Below are 17,086 nucleotides of genomic sequence, written 5' to 3'. Positions count from 1 at the left end.
CCGCCCCGGCCTCACCAGCCGGTGAACAACAGGTGGTTGACGGCCAGGGCGAGCACTGCCTGCGCCGTCAGCCACGCCCGCGCGGACGGGCGCGGCAGCAGCGCGGCGGCGGGCAGCAGGAGGACGGCGAACGGCAGCCAGATGCGCTCCGTCTCCGCCTTGCTCATGCCGGACAGGTCCGCGGCGGCGACCGCGAGCAGGGCGACGAGCACCAGGCCCACCAGGCGGTCCGCCGCCGTGCTGTCTCCGGCGCGCCACCGGCGTACCGCACCCGGCGCCGCCGCGACCGACCGCCGCAGACCCGCCACCGTCGCGAGCCCGACGATGAAGACGGTGCACGCCGGATTGGCCCAGATCCAGTACCAGTACGGGCGCACCCCGGCCGCCCCCTGGTAGTAGCGGTCCACCAACAGGTGGTACGCCTCCCACCAGTTGAAGCCGAGTGCCGTGAACACCAGCGGCACCACCACCGCGCCCGCCGCGAAGTACGGCAGCGGGCGCGCCGTCCGGGCGATGAGCAGCACACCGGCGGCGACCACCGCGAAGAGCGTCAGGCCGTACGACAGGTAGCAGGTCAGGCCGAACAGGAGGCCCGCGCCGGTCGCGGCCAGGGCGGGGGAGCGGACCGCGCGCGTCGCGGAGAGCGCGAGCAGCGCGATCATCCAGGCCGCGACGGCCGCGAAGTAGCCGTCCGCCGACGCCCCCATCCACACCGCGGCCGGCGCGAGCACCAGGAACGGCGCCGCACGCCGCGCCACCGCCTCGTCCCCGAGGGCCCGCAGCGTGAGGAGCACCGCCACCGCCACCGTGCTGCCCGCCGTGATCACGAACGCGCCCGCCCACCCGCCACCGCCGAGGCCGATCCGGTCCAGGAACACGAACGTCAGCGGCGCGGCGGGCGGATGGCCCGCGGTGTGCGCGGGCCAGTGGTACTCGCCGGGGACCTGCACGATGTGCTGGGTGAAGTCCCGCAGCGTCGCCGGAATGTCGTCGAAGCGGTCGATGACCCGCAGGTACTCGTACTTCGTGGTGAGGCGTTCGGCGACGCCGCGGTGCCAGCCGTCGACGAGCGCGAGCGACCAGATCCAGGCCGTGGACGCCGCCCACGCCGACACGAGGAGCGCCCGCCAGGGCAGGCGCGCGGCGAGCGCGGGCCCGTACGCGACGACCGCGGCGGCCACGGCGAGCGCGGCCGGAGTTCCCGGACCGAGGTGCGGGTCCCACTTGGCGTACAGGGGTGGCCAGTTGACGTGCAGGCTGCCGTCGCGGTCCTCCAGGATCCGGCCGACGACGACGGCCGCGGTGACGAGGAGGACGGCGAGCGCGGCGACGACGAGGTCGCGGCGCGCGCCCGGTGTGCGTGGTTCTTGGCGGTTCACGCTGGCACGGTAGGCCGCCGGAGGGGCTCGGAGGCGGTCGCGCGGCCCCGCGTCACCGAACCGTCAGATCTTGCTGCGGCATCCGGCGGCCGCGGCTGATCCGTCAGCGTTTCGTCATGAGTTGTGGCGGCCGAACCGCAGGTCACGCGCCTTACGGTCGGGGCAAGGCGACGGATCCACGTCGCGCGGACCGTCGAGGACGCACCCAGAGGACGCACCCATGGGCCACGAACCCACCCCTTCCCTCCTGGCCGGGCTCCGGGCCCGCACACCGTCGGGACCGGTGTCGCCGTCGTCCCCGGGCTTCTGGCGCAGCCCGGTGCGCGGCCCCTGGTTCACCGCCGTGCTCGGCACGGTGCTGCTGTTCGGGATGACGCTGCTGTTCGTCACCGGACTGCTGTCGTACGCCGCGTACAACCCGGATCTCGCGTCGGTCAACGACAAGACGCCCGACAAGGGCCTGCTCGGCTTCTACCTCTTCGACTGGCCCACCGACCCGCACTGGCTGTACCGGCTCATCCAGGGCCTGCACGTCACCGTCGGCATCACGCTGATCCCGGTGCTGCTCGCCAAGCTGTGGTCGGTGCTGCCGAAGCTGTTCGCGCTTCCCCCTGCGCGGTCCGTCGGCCACGCGCTGGAGCGGCTCTCGCTGCTGCTCCTGGTGGGCGGCGCGCTCTTCGAGTTCGCGACCGGCGTCCTCAACGTGCAGCTGGAGTACCTCTTCCCCGGCTCCTTCTACCCGCTGCACTTCTACGGCGCGTGGGTGTTCTTCGGGGCCTTCGTCGTCCACGCGGTGCTGAAGCTGCCGACGACGGTGCGGGTGCTGCGTGAGCGCGGGCTGCGGGAGCAGTTGCGCACCCATGACAGGCGCGAGCCGGTGCCGGGCGAGCAGCCCGTGCTGGTCGAGCCCGAACCCGACGAGGGCTCCGGGCTCGTCACGCCCCGGCCCGCCGAGCCCACCGTGTCCCGGCGCGGCGCGCTCGGCCTGGTCGGCGGCGGCTCCCTGCTGCTCTTCGGTACGACCGCGGGGCAGAGCTTCGACGGCTGGCCGCGCGCCACCGCCCTGTTCGCCCCGCACGGCGGTGCCGAGCCGGGGCGGGGGCCCGGCGCCTTCCAGGTCAACAAGACCGCCCGGTCCGTGGGCGTCGGCGCGGACCGCACCGGCGAGGCCTGGCGGCTCGTCGTCACCGGCCCCGGCCGCACCGTGCGCCTCACCCGCGCCGACCTGCTCGACCTCGCCCAGCACTCCGCCGACCTGCCCATCGCCTGCGTCGAGGGCTGGTCGACGTCCGACCAGGCGTGGAGCGGCGTACGGCTGCGGGACCTCGCCGCGCTCGCCGGGTACGCGCACGAGCCGCCCGCCGTCCTCGTGGAGTCCCTCCAACTGCGCGGTGCCTTCCGCAGGGCCGCCCTGCGCGACAACCAGGTGCGCGACGCCCGCTCGCTGCTCGCCCTGCGCGTCAACGGCGCCGACCTCACCCCGGACCACGGCTACCCGGCCCGCGTCATCGTGCCCGCCGCACCGGGCGTACTGAACACCAAATGGGTGTCCCGGCTGACCTTCGGAGAACTGTGATGCGGAGGACTGTGATGCGTTGGACCGCGATGAAGCACGTGTCCGCTTGGCCGCGGCGCTGGTACGGCGCGGGGCCGCTGCATCTCCTGCTGCTGCTCGCCTCGTTCGCGCTCGCGCTCTACGCGGGGGTGCGGCTGCTCGCCGACGACTGGTTCATGGTCGCCGTGTGGTTCGTGGGCGCGGCGCTGCTGCACGACCTGGTGCTCGTGCCGGTGTACGCGGCGGCCGACCGGGCCGTGACGGCGCTGCTCGGCCGCCACGACCGGCGCCGCCGGGCCCTGACGGTGTTCGTCCGGGTCCCGGCGGCGCTCTCGCTGCTGCTCCTGCTGGTCTGGTATCCGCTGATCATGCGTCAGGTCCCGCGCTACGAACGGTCGACGACCCTGCCCGCCGATGTGTTCCTCACGCGCTGGCTGCTTGTGACGGCGGCACTGTTCGCGGGCTCGGCGGTGTGGCTCGCGGTGCAGATGTGGTCGGTTTCGCGTGCGGGGCGGGTTGCGGGTACGGGGCGGTCGTGACGTACGGGGCGCTCGCTGCGTACGGGATGTGTGTCGTGTACGGCGCGTGGGCCCCGTACGTCGCGGGCTTCTCGTACGCCTCCTACGCCCCGTGAGTCCCGGCGGCGCAGCGCCACGAACGAGCGTCCGCCCGCCGACCACTGATCGGCGACCTGCCAGCCCGCCGCGCGGGCGTACCGGAGCAGCGCGGGTGTGCCGAGCCTGGCCCAGGGGAACACCTCGTCCGGCTCGGCGCGCCCGCGGCCGTCGTCGACGTGGACGTGCACCCGCTCGTCGATGTCGACCGGGGCGGTCTCGGCGATCAACAGGCCGCGCGGGGCGAGGAGTTGGGCGACGCGGGCGAGGAGGGCGGCCGGGTCGCCGCCGATGCCGATGTTGCCGTCCATGAGGAGCGCGGTGCCCCAGCGGCCCTCGCCGGGGAGCGGCTCGAACACCGAGCGGCGCAGGGCCGTGCCGCCGAGGCGCAGGGTGTGCCGGACGGCGGCCTCGCTCACGTCGATGCCGAGCGAGCGGTGGCCGAGCGCGGCGAGCGCGGCCACGAGGCGGCCGGGGCCGCAGCCGATGTCGAGGACGGGGCCCGCGCAGCGGCGCAGCGCCGACAGGTCGGCCGGGTCCGGCGCGGCGCACCAGCGCTCCACGTCCAGCGGGAGCAGCCAGCCGTCCGCGCGGCGCAGGAACAGGGGGCCGCGGCCGGTGCGGAGCGCTTCCGCGTACGGTCCCGCGCACCAGGAGGGCGCCGACGGCGCCGCGTCCGGCGGCGGTACGACGGTGCTCATCGGCGTGCGGCCCGGGCCAGGCGGGAGAGTTCCGCGGCGAATCCGGTGTGCGGTGCCTCGGCCGCGACGGCTGCCGCGTCCGCGGCGGTGTCGACGTCCCGCAGTACCGGCAGGTCGCGTACGCGCAGCCCCGCGGCGGTGAGGCGGGCGCGCTGGACGGCGCCCGTCGTGGGCGTGGACATCGGCACGCCCCGCACCAGCCCCGGATCGGGCGCGGCGAGCCCGAGCGCCCAGAACCCGCCGTCGGCCGCGGGGCCGAAGCAGGCGTCGGCGGAGCGCCACGCGTCCGCGGCGAGCACGGGCGCGAGCAGCGCGGGCGAGATCTGCGGGGTGTCCATGCCGACGAGCAGCGCGGGCCCGTCACACCCGCCGAACGCCCCGGCAAGCCGCTCGTCAAGGCCACCCGCACACTGCGGCACCACCTCGACACCGTCCGGCAACCAGGCCCCCGGCACCCCGTCGAGCACCAGCACCCGCCGCCGCGCGGGCACGGCGAGCACGACACGGAGCGTGTCCACGAGCGCGGCCTCGGCGAGACGGGCGGCTTCCTCGGGGGAGTACGGGGGTGTGAGGCGGGTCTTCACGCGGCCGGGGAGGGGGGACTTGGCGATGACGAGGAGGGTGAGGCGGCTGGTGTTCCGGGTGGCGGTGCGGTGTGCGGCGGGAGTGGTGCGGTCGGGGGTCATCGCTGTGCCCCCTCCCGGTCCGCGGGAACCCGCGACACCGGTGGTTCCGTCAGGACCGCCCTCATGTCGCGGACCGCGTGCCACGTGCCGCGCCACGTTCCGGTGACCTTCGACTTGCCTGCCCGGGGCAGGTACGGCACGTCCCGTTCCTCGATGTGCCAGCCCGCGTCGGCGGCGCGTACCACCATCTGCAAGGGGTAGCCGCTGCGGCGGTCCGTGAGGGCGAGGGACAGCAGGTCGGCGCGGCGGGCCGCGCGCAGAGGGCCCAGGTCGTGCAGGCGCAGACCGGTGCGGCGGCGCAGCATGCGGGCAAGCGCGAGGTTCCCGGCGCGCGCGTGCGGCGGCCAGGCGCCGCGTGCCTGGGGGCGCCTGCGGCCGAGGACGAGGTCGGCGCGGCCCGCCGCCACGTCCCGTACGAAGCCTTCGAGGAGGAGGGGATCCAGGGACGCGTCGCAGTCGCAGAAGCACACGACCTCCGCGTCGGCCGCGCCGAGCCCGGCGTGGCAGGCGGCGCCGAAGCCGCGCCGCGGCTCGTGCACCACGGTCGCGCCGAGCGAGCGCGCCAGCTCCGCGGAGCCGTCCGTGGAACCGTTGTCCACGACGATGGCGCGCCAGCCGGCCGGAACACGCGAAAGCACCCACGGCAGCGCCGCCGCCTCGTCGAGGCAGGGAAGGACGACGTCGACGGGGGCGGGGAGGGAACGGGGAGCGTTGGGGGAGGAGTGGGTCACGTCACTCACCCTACGAAGCGAAAACGGACAAAAGGGGCGCAAGGTCCTTACGAAACACGGACGTCGGCGGGCCCCGGCCGCTCCCGGGCCTCGCGCGCGCGAACGCGGTGCGAGGCTTGTCGCATGGACACACCGCCCCCCGCCCCCGGCGCCCGCGTGCTCGTCGTGGACGACGACCGCACCGTCGCCGAGGTCGTCACCGGCTATCTGGACCGCGCGGGCTACGAGGTCGAGCACGCGGAGGACGGCCCCACCGCCCTGGAGCGCGCCGCCGCCCACCGGCCCGACCTCGTCGTGCTCGACCTGATGCTGCCCGGCATGGACGGCCTGGAGGTCTGCCGCAGGCTGCGCGAGCGGGGCCCCGTCCCCGTGATCATGCTGACGGCGCGCGGCGACGAGGACGACCGGATCCTCGGCCTGGAGATAGGGGCCGACGACTACGTGACGAAGCCGTTCAGCCCGCGCGAGCTGGTGCTGCGGGTGGAGTCGGTGCTGCGCCGCAGCCAGGCGTCCGCCCCCGCCCCCCGGCCCGCCCCGCTCCTGCGCGCGGCCGGTCTCACCGTGGACCCCGCCGCCCGCCGCGCCACCAAGAACGGCGCCGAACTCGCCCTGACGGTGCGCGAGTTCGACCTCCTGACGTTCTTCCTGCGGCACCCGGGCCGGGCCTTCGGCCGCGAGGAGCTGATGCGGGAGGTCTGGGGCTGGGACTTCGGCGACCTGTCCACGGTCACGGTCCACGTACGCAGGCTGCGCGGGAAGGTCGAGGACGACCCCGCCGCGCCGCGCCTGGTCCAGACGGTGTGGGGCGTCGGGTACCGGCTCGAAGCGGAACCACAATCGGGAGCGACGCCGAATTCGGCACCGGCACCGGAACCCGTCCCTGACGCCGCCCACGGCGAAAGCAGCCCCCGCCCATGAACGACATCCTCCTCATCGCCCTCTACGCCTTCCTCGGCGCCGTCGCCGCCGGACTCCTCGGCGCCCTCGCCCTGCGCCTCCTGCGCCACCGCTCGCTGGTCGTGTCGATGACCGTGGTCGTGGCCGTCGCCGTGACCGCGATGCTCGCCGGGACGCTGGCCGTGGCCTGGCAGATGTTCCTGTCGCGGCACGACCTGACCGTGGTCACCGTCGTGGTGGCGATGGCCGCCGTGGTGGCGACGGCCACCGCGCTGCTGCTCGGCCGGTGGGTCGTGGCCCGCAGCAACGCGCTGACGCTGGCGGCCCGTTCCTTCGGCACGGGCGGCAGCTTCGCCGCGCCGCACGAGCCCGCAACGGCGGAACTGGCCGCGCTCAGCCGGGAGTTGGAGACCACCAGCGCCCGCCTCGCCGAGTCCCGCGAGCGCGAGCAGGCCCTGGAGAGCTCACGCCGCGAGCTGGTCGCGTGGATCTCGCACGACCTGCGCACGCCCCTCGCGGGCCTGCGGGCGATGGCGGAGGCCCTGGAGGACGGCGTGGCCGCGGACCCCGACCGCTATCTGCGGCAGATCCGCACGGAGGTGGAGCGCCTGAACGGCATGGTCGGCGACCTCTTCGAACTCTCCCGCATCCACGCGGGCGCGCTCGCCCTCTCGCCGTCGCGGATCTCCGTGTACGACCTCGTGGGCGACGCGCTCGCCGGGGCGGACCCGCTGGCGCGGGAGCACGGCGTACGCCTGGTGGGGCAGCGCATCGACGCGGTGCCCGTCGAGGTCGACAGCAAGGAGATGAGCCGGGTCCTGGGGAACCTGCTCGTCAACGCGATCCGGCGGACCCCGGCGGACGGCACGGTCGCGGTCACCGCGGAGCGCTCGGACGACGGGGTCGTGCTGTCCGTGACCGACGGCTGCGGCGGCATCCCCGAGGAGGACCTGGACCGCGTCTTCGACACGGGCTGGCGCGGCACGCACGCCCGCACGCCCCCGGCCGGCGCGGGCCTCGGCCTCGCCATCGTCCGCGGCATCGTCGAGGCCCACCAGGGCCGCGCGGCGGTGCACAACGTCTCCGGGGGCTGCCGCTTCGAGGTGGTGCTGCCGTCGGCGGGGACGGCGTGAGGCAGGGGGGCGGCGTAAGCAAGGGGGTGCGGGGTGCCCCCTACCGCAGCGCCGCCCGCGCGAACTCCCGCATCCCGTCGGCGAAGCCGACCTCCGGCTTCCAGCCGAACGCCGCCCGCAGCCGCGCCGAGTCCGCCGTCACATGGCGCACGTCCCCGAGCCGGTACTCCCCGGTGACCACCGGCGCCGGACCCCCGTACGCGTCGGCCAGCGCCCGCGCCATCTCGCCGACGGTGTGCGGCTCACCGCTGCCCGTGTTGTACGCGGTGAACGTCCCCTCGGACGCGGCGGACATCCCGGCCCCGGAACCCCGCACGGCCTCGAGCGCCGTCGCCACCGCGGCCGCCACGTCCCGTACATGGACGAAGTCCCGCCGCTGACCGCCGTCCTCGAAGACGCGCGGCGCCTCACCGCGGGCGAGGGCCGAGCGGAACAGCGCGGCCACCCCGGCGTACGGGGTGTCGCGCGGCATGCCGGGGCCGTACACGTTGTGGTAGCGCAGCGACACCGCGCGGCCGCCCGTCGCGCGGGCCCACGCCGCGCTCAGGTGCTCCTGCGCGAGCTTCGTCGTGGCGTACACGTTGCGCGGGTCGACGGGCGCGTCCTCGCCCACCAGGCCGGGCGCCAACTCCGCCCCGCAGGACGGACAGCGCGGCTCGAACCGGCCCGCCGCGAGGTCCGCCCCGGCGCGCGGCCCCGGCCGCACCACCCCGTGCGACGCGCACGCGTACCGCCCCTCCCCGTACACGACCATCGACCCGGCGAGCACAAGGTCCCGCACCCCCGCCCGCGCCATCGCGGCAAGCAGCACCGCCGTGCCCAGGTCGTTGCAGCCGACGTACTCGGGCGCGTCCGCGAAGTCCTTGCCGAGCCCCACCATCGCCGCCTGGTGGCACACCGCGTCCACGCCGTGCAGCGCCGCCGCCACCGCGTCGGGGTCGCGCACGTCGCCGACGACGAGCCGTTCCCCGGCGCGCGCCGCGCGCGGCGGCCCGCTGTGCGCCGACGCGAGCACCGCGTCGTACGAGACGACTTCGTGCCCGCGCGCGAGGAGCGCGTCGACGACATGTGTTCCGATGAACCCGGCTCCGCCGGTGACCAGTACCCGCATGCCGTCCACGCTAGGCAGCCCGGCCCCCGTCCGGCGCGCGTCGCGGCCCCGCGTCACCGTTCCGTAAGACCTGGAAGGGGCGGAAGGCCGCTGTCTTCGTGGCCGTACAGCGCGGTCGTACGCACCCCCGCCTGGAACCGCGTCCTGACGCCGAGCGTGGCCATGATCCGGCTCATCCGGCGCTCGACCGTGCGCTGGGCCACGCCGAGACGCCGTGCGATGGCGCTGTCGGTGAGCCCGGCGCGCAGATGGGCGAGCAGCAGTTCGTCGTCGGGGGAGAGGGTGTCGTGGGCGACGGGGCCCGCGGGCCACAGGGGTGTGGCGCGCTGCCAGAGGAGTTCGAAGAGGGCGATCAGGCCGTCGAGCAGCGCGGACTGCTGGAGGACCAGGATCTCCTCCTCGCTGGGCAGCACGAACGGCACGAGCGCGACCCTGCGGTCGGCGACGACCAGCTTCAGCGGTACGTCCGCGAGCACCCGGCTCTCCTCGCCGCGCGCCGCGAGGTCCCGGGTGGCCTCGACCCGGCCGGGGCCGTCGAGGCCCGCCTGGTCGTAGATCGCGCGGTAGCGCAGGCCCTTGTCGAGGCGCTCGCGCTGCACGTTGTCCTGGCGCCGCAGCGGTTCCACGACGTACGGCGGCTTGTCGAGGATCAGGATCTCGCTCTTGGCCATCTGCTGCGTCTGGAAGAACTGCTGGGCGATCGCCTCACGGCCGCGCAGCACCTGTACCGGCGAGCTCCCGCCGCGCAGCCGTCCGGCCCGGAACTCCTCGGTGAGCCCGGCCGCGGCGAGGCGGGCGTGCGCGATCTCCTCCTGGCGGCGCAGCGCGAGGACTTCGAGGGCCACGTCGGGCGGCGCCGGGGTGAGCCGTGCGGCTTCCTCGGTGCCTTCGCTGCCTTCCGTACGTTCGCTGCCTTCCGTACGTTCGGTGTCTTCGGCGTCCCCGGTGACCTCCGTGTGCTCCGAGGCGCCCGTCAGCAGGCCGAGGCGGGACAGCGAGGCGGCATGGCGTCGCACGCGCGCCTCGGTGAGGCCGGTGGCCGCCGCGAGTTCGGCGGGCGTCGAGCCGGGCGCGGCAAGCAGCGCCCGGTACACCCGCTCGTCGCCGGGGCCCACGCCGAGCCCCGAGAGCACCGGGCCGCGCGGCGGGACCGGGGCCGAATGCGGCGTCGCGTCCATGCCACTGCCTTCCCTTCCTTGGCCGGAACGCCGACCCTCCTGAGATCGGAACGCCGACGCCTCCTGGGGTCGGAATGCCGACAGTGGCGGAACTCCGACGTCCCCATGCGCCCGGACCCCGGTACGGTCTTGCCTGTCGTGGACCCCTGTTGTCATGAACGCCGAAGTCGCTTGCCGGAAGCGGCAGTTTGCCGGACAACGTCATCGGCGTCCACGGTGCCTCCCTTCCGGCGGTCCGCGGGCTGCGGAGGCCCGCGGACGGAGCACGACCCCGAGACCGGCACGGGATGCCCCGGCCCAACGCCCCCACGCGGGGCGGCAACCCCCCACCCGGGGCATCCCGTGCCACCTCACGGCCAGGGCCTGCCTGGCGGATCGGGCCCTAGGCGCCGCTGCTGCTCCCGGACGCCCCGCCCGCGAGGCGACGCAGGCGGCGCGCCTCGTCGTCGATGCGGTGCCCGACGCCGTCGGTGCCGAGGGCCCCGTCGAGCCCGGTGGCCTGGAGCTGGGCCGAGAGCGTGGTGAAGTAGCTCGCCACCGTGAGGACATGCTCGACGACGTCCACGTACTCGTTGTGGCGCAGCCGGTCCTGCGCGTCCGTGGCGTCGGCGAGGACCCGGCTCACCTGCTCGGTGATCTCGTCCCGGACGTCGTGCCCGAGGTCGACCGCGCGGCCCACCTGGCGCAGGACGGACCGGCAGGACCGGGTCACGTCGTCCAGGAGGGCGTACTCGCGGTCGCCGAAGGACCGGCTCGGGAAGTGCGCGTAGCCCACGTTGCCGGAGCCGATGCGGGAGGCGACCACCCCGGGCTCGTACCGGCGCAGGTCGATCGGGCTCGTCGCGCCGAGCGCCTCGCGGAAGCAGGGGTGGACGTGGAACTCGCCCTCGTGCGGCTGCACGGGCAGTTCGCCGCCGCCTCCGTAGACCACGTCGTGGCCGCGCCGCACACCGAGGAAGCCGACGGCGAAGAGGGTGTCGACGACTCCGGTGAGGTCGAGGGATTCGGCGTACGCGGGGAACAGGCGCCGCAGCGTGGGCGCCGCCTCCTCCAGGCGGTTGCCGAGGACGCCGCGGGTGACCGTGTAGCCGGTGTTCTGGAACAGCGGGTAGAGCCGCTCCAGGAACGGGTGGGCGATCAGGTACTCCTGGACCAGGTCCTTCAGCTTCCACTCGGAGAACTGCCAGGTGGCCTGGAGGACGTCCGCCTCCTCGATGCGGTCGTGGCACTGGTCGGCCGCCGTGTCCCGGCACAGGTTGAGGAACTGGATGGCGTCGCGCGGGCGCGGCAGCGAGCGCGTGAAGAGGTACGTGGGCGTCGGCTCGCCCGCCACCGTGGGTGGGAAGAGTTCCTGCCACAGCCGGGTGTCGTCCAGGTCCGCGCCGCCGAGGGCGTCGCCCACCGACGCCTGGGCGCGGGTCCGCGCCAGCTCCCGCAGCGCGGGCTCCGTCCAGGCGATGCGCACTTCGTCGCCGCGGAACTTGTCGCCCTCGCCGAACAGCAGCGAGTCGTAGATGTCGGAGCGCAGGAAGAGCAGACAGCGCAGCGCCCGGCCGTAGGCGCCCGCCGCGTGCTTGGCGGCGAGGAGCAGGCCGATGACCATCGAGTTGCTGTCGGCCTCCGCGGACCACACCTGCTCCAGCTGGTCGACCAGGAGCAGCAGGGGCGCGTGCGCGTCCGCGCACCCGAGGTCGGCGAACGCCCTTGCCACGCCGTGCTCGACGAGTTCGAGCTGGCGCGCCGCGCGGGCGCCCTCGGACCCGGCGGGCACCAGGTCCATGGCGGCCCGCACCCCGAACGCCTCCAGGGACAGCGAGGTCTGCAGCCCGCGCGCGCTCTGCGTGAGCCGGTCCCCGAGCCGCCCGCCGGGCAGCACCGCCTCCTCGTCGTTCTGCTTGAGGAACCGGCGCAGCGCCTTGACCGAGTCCGGCTCCTTGCGGCCGTGCGCGTCCTTGGCGTGCGCGGTGAGATGGCGCGCGGCATGCACCGCGAAGACGTACCGCCAGATCAGGGACTTGGCGGTGTCGCCCGCCAGGCCCTGGAGCTCGAAGCGGCGGATCTCGTCGCCCGCGGCGTCGTCCGGGGTGATCAGCAGCGCGCCGCCCGCCTGACTGCCGCCGGCGCGACCGCCGCCCGCCCGACCGCCGGCCGTGTGCGCGCCGCCCTCCATCAGACGCATGCAGATCGCGCTCTTCCCGGACCCCTTTCTGCCGATGATCAGCATCTTGCGTCCCGAGAGCGCCGCGCGGAAGGCGGCCGTGGGCAGGAATCCCTCCCGCAACAGGCCGTCGGTCACGTCGCGTTCCGCGTCCTCGCGCCCGAAGTACAGACGGTCGAGCGCGGCCACGGACAAGTCGCCCCACATCGTCGGCTCCTCGCTGGTCTGCTGTGTCTCGCGGCGTCGTCCTGCGCGGTGCATGGGCTGAAGACGACCGGGCGGCCCGAACAGTTCCGCCGGTTCCCGCGCGGGTGACACGAGCGCGCCGCGCGTACACCGGTGGCACGCTCCCGCTCGGCATCAAGAGCGCGTAAAGATTGCCGGAAAAAGGCAGTGCGCGGAAGGGGCGGACCGCGTCAGGATGAGGAGGCAGGAACGGGGGGCGAGGGCTCGGGTGCCGGATCACGGAAACGTGAGTCGGCACCCGGGTGGGTGATGCTCCCGGGCGTGGCCGGTCAAGGGGGCGGGGGCATGGGGGAGTTGATCGACGCGGCGGTGGGGTTTCCAGGGGTGGTCCTCAGCTCCGCGCTTGCGGTGGTGGTGTGCTTCTGGCTGCTCGTCGCGGTGGGGGCGGGGCGGGTCGACAGCTTCGACGAGGACGCCGACCTGGGCGCCGTCGGGCTCGGCGGGGTGCCGGTGTCCGTGGCCGTGTCGTTGCTGACCTGCACCGGGTGGGCGGTGAGCCTGGCCGGGACCCTCGCCGTCGCGCGCACGGGCTGGACGGGCCTCGCGCACGCGGCGGGCGACATGGGTGTGCTCGTCGTCTCGGTCCTTGTCGCCTGGGGGGTGACGCGCGCGCTCGCGCCCGCGCTGGCGCGAGCCTTCCGGGAGCGGACGCCCGGCCCGGTGCCGCGGGACGGCGGCGGCGCGATTCTGTACGCCTGCGACGACACCGGCGCGTCCTTCACGGACGAGCGTGCCCCCGAGGCCGACGGAATCGGGTCCGTCCCCGAAGCCGACGGACCCCGAGCCGCCCCCGACGCCACCCCGCCCGCCGCCCCCGCGGACGACAACTGGCCGCACGCAGACTGCGCATGACCGGCCGCACGCACCGACCGCGCGCGACCGGCCCGGCCCCGAAACCGCCCGGGGCACCACATCAGCCCCCCTCGCCGCCCCCACCTCCACCCCATGCGTTAAAAAGGCGTAAGGGCTTGATCAGAACGTCGGGGGCGCAGGTGCCGAGTCATGACATACCGAGCGACTACCTGGACGGCTACGCCCGGATACTCGCCGACGCCTCCGCCACCGGCCGCGGACTGACGCGCGCGGAACGGGAGTCGAGGTCCGCGCTCGGCGAGCGCGCCGCCGACGCCGGGTACGGACTGCGCGCGCTGGTGGGCGCGCACCTCGCGGCGAGCCGCGCCTACGGGGCGGATCCCGCCGTCGCGCCGGTGTCCACCGAGGCCCTGCTCGCCGCCGTCGAGCAGGCCGTCGACGCCTTCGCCGAGGGCCACGAACGCGCCCAGCGCCTGGCGATCCGTCAAGAAGAGGCGGCCAGGCGGGAGTTCATCGACGACCTGCTGCACGGCCGCAGCGACCTGGGCCTGCTCGCCGAGCGCGCGGAACGCTTCGGCCTGCACCTGTCCTTCGCGCACACCGTCGCCGTCGCGCAGGGCGACTGCGCGTACGAAGAAGGCGACAAGGAACCGCGCGCCGTGGAACACGCCCTCGCGGCCCGCTTCGGCGACCGCAGCGTGCTGGTGACCACGAAGGACGGCCGGCTCGTGTGCGTGGCGCCGGGCGACCAGGCCGACGTCATCGACTTCTTCGCCGCGCGGGCGCTCGCCGTCGTCGAGGGCGCCCGCGTCGCCGTCGGCCGCCCGCAGCCAGGGCCGGGCGGTGTCGTCCAGTCGTACGAAGAGGCCCTGAACGCCCTCGACCTCGCCGACCGCCTGGAACTGGCCACCCCCGTCCTGCGCGCCGCCGACCTCCTCGTCTACCCGGTCCTGACCCGCGACCGGCAGGCCATGGCCGACCTGGTCCTGAACACCCTCGGCCCGCTGCGCGAGGCGCGCGGCGGCGCCGGACCCCTCATCGGGACGCTGGTGGCCTACTTCGACACGGGCTGCGTCGCGGCGCAGGCGGCCCGCCGCCTGAAGCTCAGCGTGCGCGCCCTGACGTACCGCCTGGAACGCATCCACCGCCTCACCGGCACCAACCCCGCCGACCCGACGCACCGCTACACGCTCCAGACGGCGGTGATCGGCGCGCGCCTCCTGGACTGGCCGGAGCGGCCGTTCTGAGGCGCGCGCGGGCCCGCGTCGAGCGTGCTGTGCCCCCGCCGCCGGGGGCCCTACGCCGCCCCGAGCCGCGGGATCTCGATGGCGGGGCACCGGTCCATGACCATGTCGAGGCCCGCCGCACGCGTGCGGTCGTACGCCGCCTCGTCGATGACGCCGAGCTGGAACCAGACGGCCTTGGCGCCGATGACGACGGCCTCGTCCGCGACGGCGCCCGCCAGCTCACTGTTCACGAAGACGTCCACGACATCGACGTCGAAGGGAATGTCCGCGAGGGAGGCATAACCCCGCTCGCCGTGCACCGTCTCCGCCTTGGGGTGGACCGGTACGACGCGCTTGCCGTACCGCTGGAGCACCTCGGCGACGCCGTACGCGGCGCGCCGGTCGTTGCCGGACAGACCGACGACGGCCCAGGTGTCACCGAGTCCGGTGAGGATCCTGCGAACGGTGGCGGGGTCGCCGTACATGTGGGGCCTCCAGTGGCGTGGACGGTCTGATGACGGCAACGGCGGGGCGGGCCGGGTGATTCCCGGCCCGCCCCGCCGTCGGGCGTCGACGCCGAAGACGCCGGAGACGCCGAGGGCATCTCGGGCACCCCGAGAGACGTCTCAGACGTTCACGCCGAAGTCCGATGCGATGCCGCGCAGGCCGCTCGCGTAACCCTGGCCGACGGCGCGGAACTTCCACTCGGCGCCGTGGCGGTAGAGCTCGCCGAAGACCATCGCGGTCTCCGTCGACGCGTCCTCGGAGAGGTCGTAGCGGGCGATCTCCTTGTTGTCCGCCTGGTTCACCACGCGGATGAACGCGTTGCGCACCTGGCCGAAGCTCTGGCCGCGGGTCTCCGCGTCGTGGATCGACACCGGGAAGACGATCTTCGTGATCTGCGGGGGCACGCCGGCGAGGTTGACCTTCACGGCCTCGTCGTCGCCCTCGCCCTCACCGGTGAGGTTGTCGCCGGTGTGCTCCACCGAGCCGTCGGGGCTCGTCAAGTTGTTGTAGAAGATGAAGTGCTGGTCGGAGACGACCTTGCCGGAGTCGTCGCAGAGCAGCGCGCTGGCATCGAGGTCGTAGTCCGTGCCGGTGGTCGTCCGCACGTCCCAGCCCAGGCCGACCAGTACGGCGGTGAGGCCGGGCGCCTCCTTGCTCAGCGAGACATTGCCGCCCTTGGAGAGGGAAACTCCCACGGTGTCCTCCTGTGGTCCTCTACGGAAAATCGGTCCCGGCCGTGGACGCGGCCGGGACTTAGAATCTACATGAGTGTAGAAGCGTCCGGGGGTGGCACCGCCCCTTCCGGCCGTTACGATGTGGCGCTCCCTTCGCGACGTACGCGACATACGTGATGTGTGCGACATCGGGGAGCGCAAGGTGCGAATCGCGACGGGGCGCGAACCGCGAACGGAGGCGAGGGCACGGCATGACGCGGCAAGACGGCGAAGAGCGGGAGCCGCGCCTGCGCAGGCGCGGGCAGGGCGAGTTGGAGGCCCAGGTGCTCGCGGTGCTGCACAGCGCGCGCGGCCCGGTCGGCGCGGCCTGGGTGCAGGAGCGCATCGGTGGCGACCTCGCGTACACCACCGTCATGACGATCCTCACCCGGCTGCTCGCGAAGAACGTGGTGACACGTGAGCGCGCGGGCCGGTCCTTCGTGTGGCGGTCCACCGGCGACGAGGCGGGGCTCGCCGCGCTGCGCATGCGCAAGGTCCTCGACGGCGAGCGCGACCGCGAGGCCGTCCTCGCCAGCTTCGTCACCACCCTGTCCGCCGACGACGAGCGGCTGCTGCGCGACCTGCTCGGCGAGGCGGGCGGCGGCGACGGCGCGGAGGACTGACCGCACGCATGGGGGTCTTCGTCTTCCTGCCGCTCGTGCTGCCGCTGAGCGCCTGGCCGGTCGCCCGGCTCGCCGCGCAGCATCTGCACCCGCGCGCCGCCACCCGCCTGCTCACCGCGCTCGCCGCCGTGATGGCGCTGTGCAGCACGCTGTGCCTGGCCCTGCTCATGGTCGTCGGCACCGCCCAACTGCCCGGCAACCCGCTGCCCGACGGCTGGTCCGACCCGGAGGTGCGCGCCGCCCTGCCGTTCGACGAGATCGCGGGCACGGCAGCGATTCCGGTGCTCGCGGTGGTGTGCGGGGCGCTGGCGCACACGGTGTGGCGGCATGTGGTGGTACGTCGCCGGGGATGGCGCGCGCTCGCGGGGCTGCCCGGGAAGTCGGTCGCGGTGGTGCCTGACGTGGGGGCGGCGTACGCGTACGCGCTGCCCGGGACGGGGCGTGGGCCTCGCCGAGGGGGGCGCCGTGCTGGCAGCGGGGGCGGTCGCGTCGTCGTCAGCCGCGCGCTGCTCGACCGGCTCCAACCCGCCGAGCGGCGCGCCCTGTTCGCCCACGAGCGGGCCCATCTCGCCGCACGTCACCACCGGTTCCTGCTGGTGACACAGTTGGCGGCGCGGGCCAACCCGTTCCTGCTGCCGCTGCGCACGGCCACCGCGTACACCGCCGAGCGGTGGGCCGACGAGGAGGCCGCCGGGGTGGTGCGGGACCGGCGCGTGGTCGCGCGCGCCATCGGCGAGGCCGCGCTCGCGCCGCGGCCCACGCCCGCGCCGGTGCTCGCGCCCGCCCTGCCCCACTTCCCGGCGACGCGGCGCGCG

Annotated in this window: 16 protein-coding genes and 1 pseudogene; 8 read left to right on the top strand and 9 right to left on the bottom strand. The window is 74.6% G+C overall.

Going from position 1 to position 17,086, the window contains the following annotated elements:
• Positions 1-11: 11 nt before the first annotated feature.
• Positions 12-1,379 carry a hypothetical protein gene (locus tag IEY91_RS37595; protein WP_189177361.1) on the bottom strand — a complete coding sequence of 456 codons (1,368 nt, stop codon included), beginning with the start codon at positions 1,377-1,379 and terminating at the stop codon, positions 12-14.
• A 220-nt stretch (positions 1,380-1,599) separates the two neighbouring features.
• Between IEY91_RS37595 and IEY91_RS37590 the strand changes: the two genes are divergently transcribed.
• Together IEY91_RS37590 and IEY91_RS37585 are read left to right on the top strand one after the other, a co-directional pair.
• Positions 1,600-2,955 carry a molybdopterin-dependent oxidoreductase gene (locus tag IEY91_RS37590; protein ID WP_229697501.1) on the top strand — a complete coding sequence of 452 codons (1,356 nt, stop codon included), beginning with the start codon at positions 1,600-1,602 and terminating at the stop codon, positions 2,953-2,955.
• Positions 2,956-2,969: 14 nt separating this feature from the next.
• Positions 2,970-3,473 (top strand): hypothetical protein, encoded by a 504-nt coding sequence (locus IEY91_RS37585; RefSeq protein ID WP_229697500.1) that lies wholly within the window; start codon positions 2,970-2,972, stop codon positions 3,471-3,473.
• 101 nt (positions 3,474-3,574) lie between these two features.
• Here IEY91_RS37585 and IEY91_RS37580 read toward each other — a convergent pair.
• The 3 genes and pseudogenes from IEY91_RS37580 to IEY91_RS37570 form a co-directional block, all read right to left on the bottom strand.
• A pseudogene (locus tag IEY91_RS37580) lies at positions 3,575-4,249 on the bottom strand (class I SAM-dependent methyltransferase); the annotation flags it as partial.
• Positions 4,246-4,935 (bottom strand): TIGR04282 family arsenosugar biosynthesis glycosyltransferase, encoded by a 690-nt coding sequence (locus IEY91_RS37575; RefSeq protein ID WP_189177359.1) that lies wholly within the window; start codon positions 4,933-4,935, stop codon positions 4,246-4,248. The pseudogene IEY91_RS37580 and the gene IEY91_RS37575, both read right to left, overlap by 4 nt.
• Positions 4,932-5,666, bottom strand: a complete 735-nt coding sequence (locus tag IEY91_RS37570) for a glycosyltransferase family 2 protein (protein ID WP_189177358.1) — start codon at positions 5,664-5,666, stop codon at positions 4,932-4,934. Before IEY91_RS37570 ends, IEY91_RS37575 begins: the two co-directional genes overlap by 4 nt.
• 123 nt (positions 5,667-5,789) lie before the next feature.
• Between IEY91_RS37570 and IEY91_RS37565 the strand changes: the two genes are divergently transcribed.
• Both IEY91_RS37565 and IEY91_RS37560 read left to right on the top strand, forming a co-directional pair.
• The gene (locus tag IEY91_RS37565; RefSeq protein ID WP_189177357.1) at positions 5,790-6,584 is read left to right on the top strand and encodes a response regulator transcription factor; all 795 of its coding nucleotides are present in this window, start codon (positions 5,790-5,792) and stop codon (positions 6,582-6,584) included.
• Positions 6,581-7,696 (top strand): sensor histidine kinase, encoded by a 1,116-nt coding sequence (locus IEY91_RS37560; RefSeq protein ID WP_164326586.1) that lies wholly within the window; start codon positions 6,581-6,583, stop codon positions 7,694-7,696. The genes IEY91_RS37565 and IEY91_RS37560 overlap by 4 nt, the downstream gene beginning before the upstream one ends.
• A 40-nt stretch (positions 7,697-7,736) precedes the next feature.
• Here IEY91_RS37560 and IEY91_RS37555 read toward each other — a convergent pair whose 3' ends face one another.
• The 3 genes from IEY91_RS37555 to IEY91_RS37545 all read right to left on the bottom strand — a co-directional run bounded on the left by IEY91_RS37555 (position 7,737) and on the right by IEY91_RS37545 (position 12,404).
• A complete protein-coding gene (locus IEY91_RS37555; protein ID WP_189177356.1) occupies positions 7,737-8,807 on the bottom strand; it encodes an NAD-dependent epimerase/dehydratase family protein in 1,071 nt (356 codons plus the stop codon).
• A gap of 53 nt (positions 8,808-8,860) precedes the next feature.
• Positions 8,861-9,985: a winged helix-turn-helix transcriptional regulator gene (locus IEY91_RS37550; RefSeq protein WP_189177355.1), complete on the bottom strand. Its 1,125-nt coding sequence runs from the start codon at positions 9,983-9,985 to the stop codon at positions 8,861-8,863.
• Between the two features lie 382 nt (positions 9,986-10,367).
• Positions 10,368-12,404: a P-loop ATPase, Sll1717 family gene (locus tag IEY91_RS37545; protein WP_306309952.1), complete on the bottom strand. Its 2,037-nt coding sequence runs from the start codon at positions 12,402-12,404 to the stop codon at positions 10,368-10,370.
• Positions 12,405-12,674: 270 nt separating this feature from the next.
• Here IEY91_RS37545 and IEY91_RS37540 point away from each other — a divergent pair, with 270 nt between their 5' ends.
• A complete protein-coding gene (locus tag IEY91_RS37540; protein ID WP_189177354.1) occupies positions 12,675-13,241 on the top strand; it encodes a hypothetical protein in 567 nt (188 codons plus the stop codon).
• 140 nt (positions 13,242-13,381) lie between these two features.
• On the top strand, positions 13,382-14,449 hold the full coding sequence (locus tag IEY91_RS37535; protein WP_164328721.1) for a PucR family transcriptional regulator: 1,068 nt from the start codon (positions 13,382-13,384) through the stop codon (positions 14,447-14,449).
• Positions 14,450-14,499: 50 nt separating this feature from the next.
• On the opposite strand, the gene IEY91_RS37530 is transcribed toward IEY91_RS37535, so the two are convergent.
• Positions 14,500-14,913, bottom strand: a complete 414-nt coding sequence (locus tag IEY91_RS37530) for a CoA-binding protein (protein ID WP_164326590.1) — start codon at positions 14,911-14,913, stop codon at positions 14,500-14,502.
• Positions 14,914-15,054: 141 nt separating this feature from the next.
• Positions 15,055-15,630 (bottom strand): TerD family protein, encoded by a 576-nt coding sequence (locus tag IEY91_RS37525; protein ID WP_164326591.1) that lies wholly within the window; start codon positions 15,628-15,630, stop codon positions 15,055-15,057.
• Positions 15,631-15,860: 230 nt separating this feature from the next.
• On the opposite strand from IEY91_RS37525, the gene IEY91_RS37520 reads away from it, so the two are divergent.
• Entirely contained in the window at positions 15,861-16,271 is a 411-nt protein-coding gene (locus IEY91_RS37520) for a BlaI/MecI/CopY family transcriptional regulator (protein WP_164326592.1), read from the top strand.
• A gap of 8 nt (positions 16,272-16,279) precedes the next feature.
• On the top strand, positions 16,280-17,086 hold an 807-nt coding region (locus IEY91_RS37515; protein ID WP_189177353.1), incomplete at its 3' end, for a M48 family metalloprotease.

Source organism: Streptomyces lasiicapitis (assembly GCF_014646335.1).
In the GTDB taxonomy this organism is placed as follows: Bacteria; Actinomycetota; Actinomycetes; order Streptomycetales; family Streptomycetaceae; genus Streptomyces; species Streptomyces lasiicapitis.
This window is presented reverse-complemented; position numbering and strand designations above follow the sequence as displayed.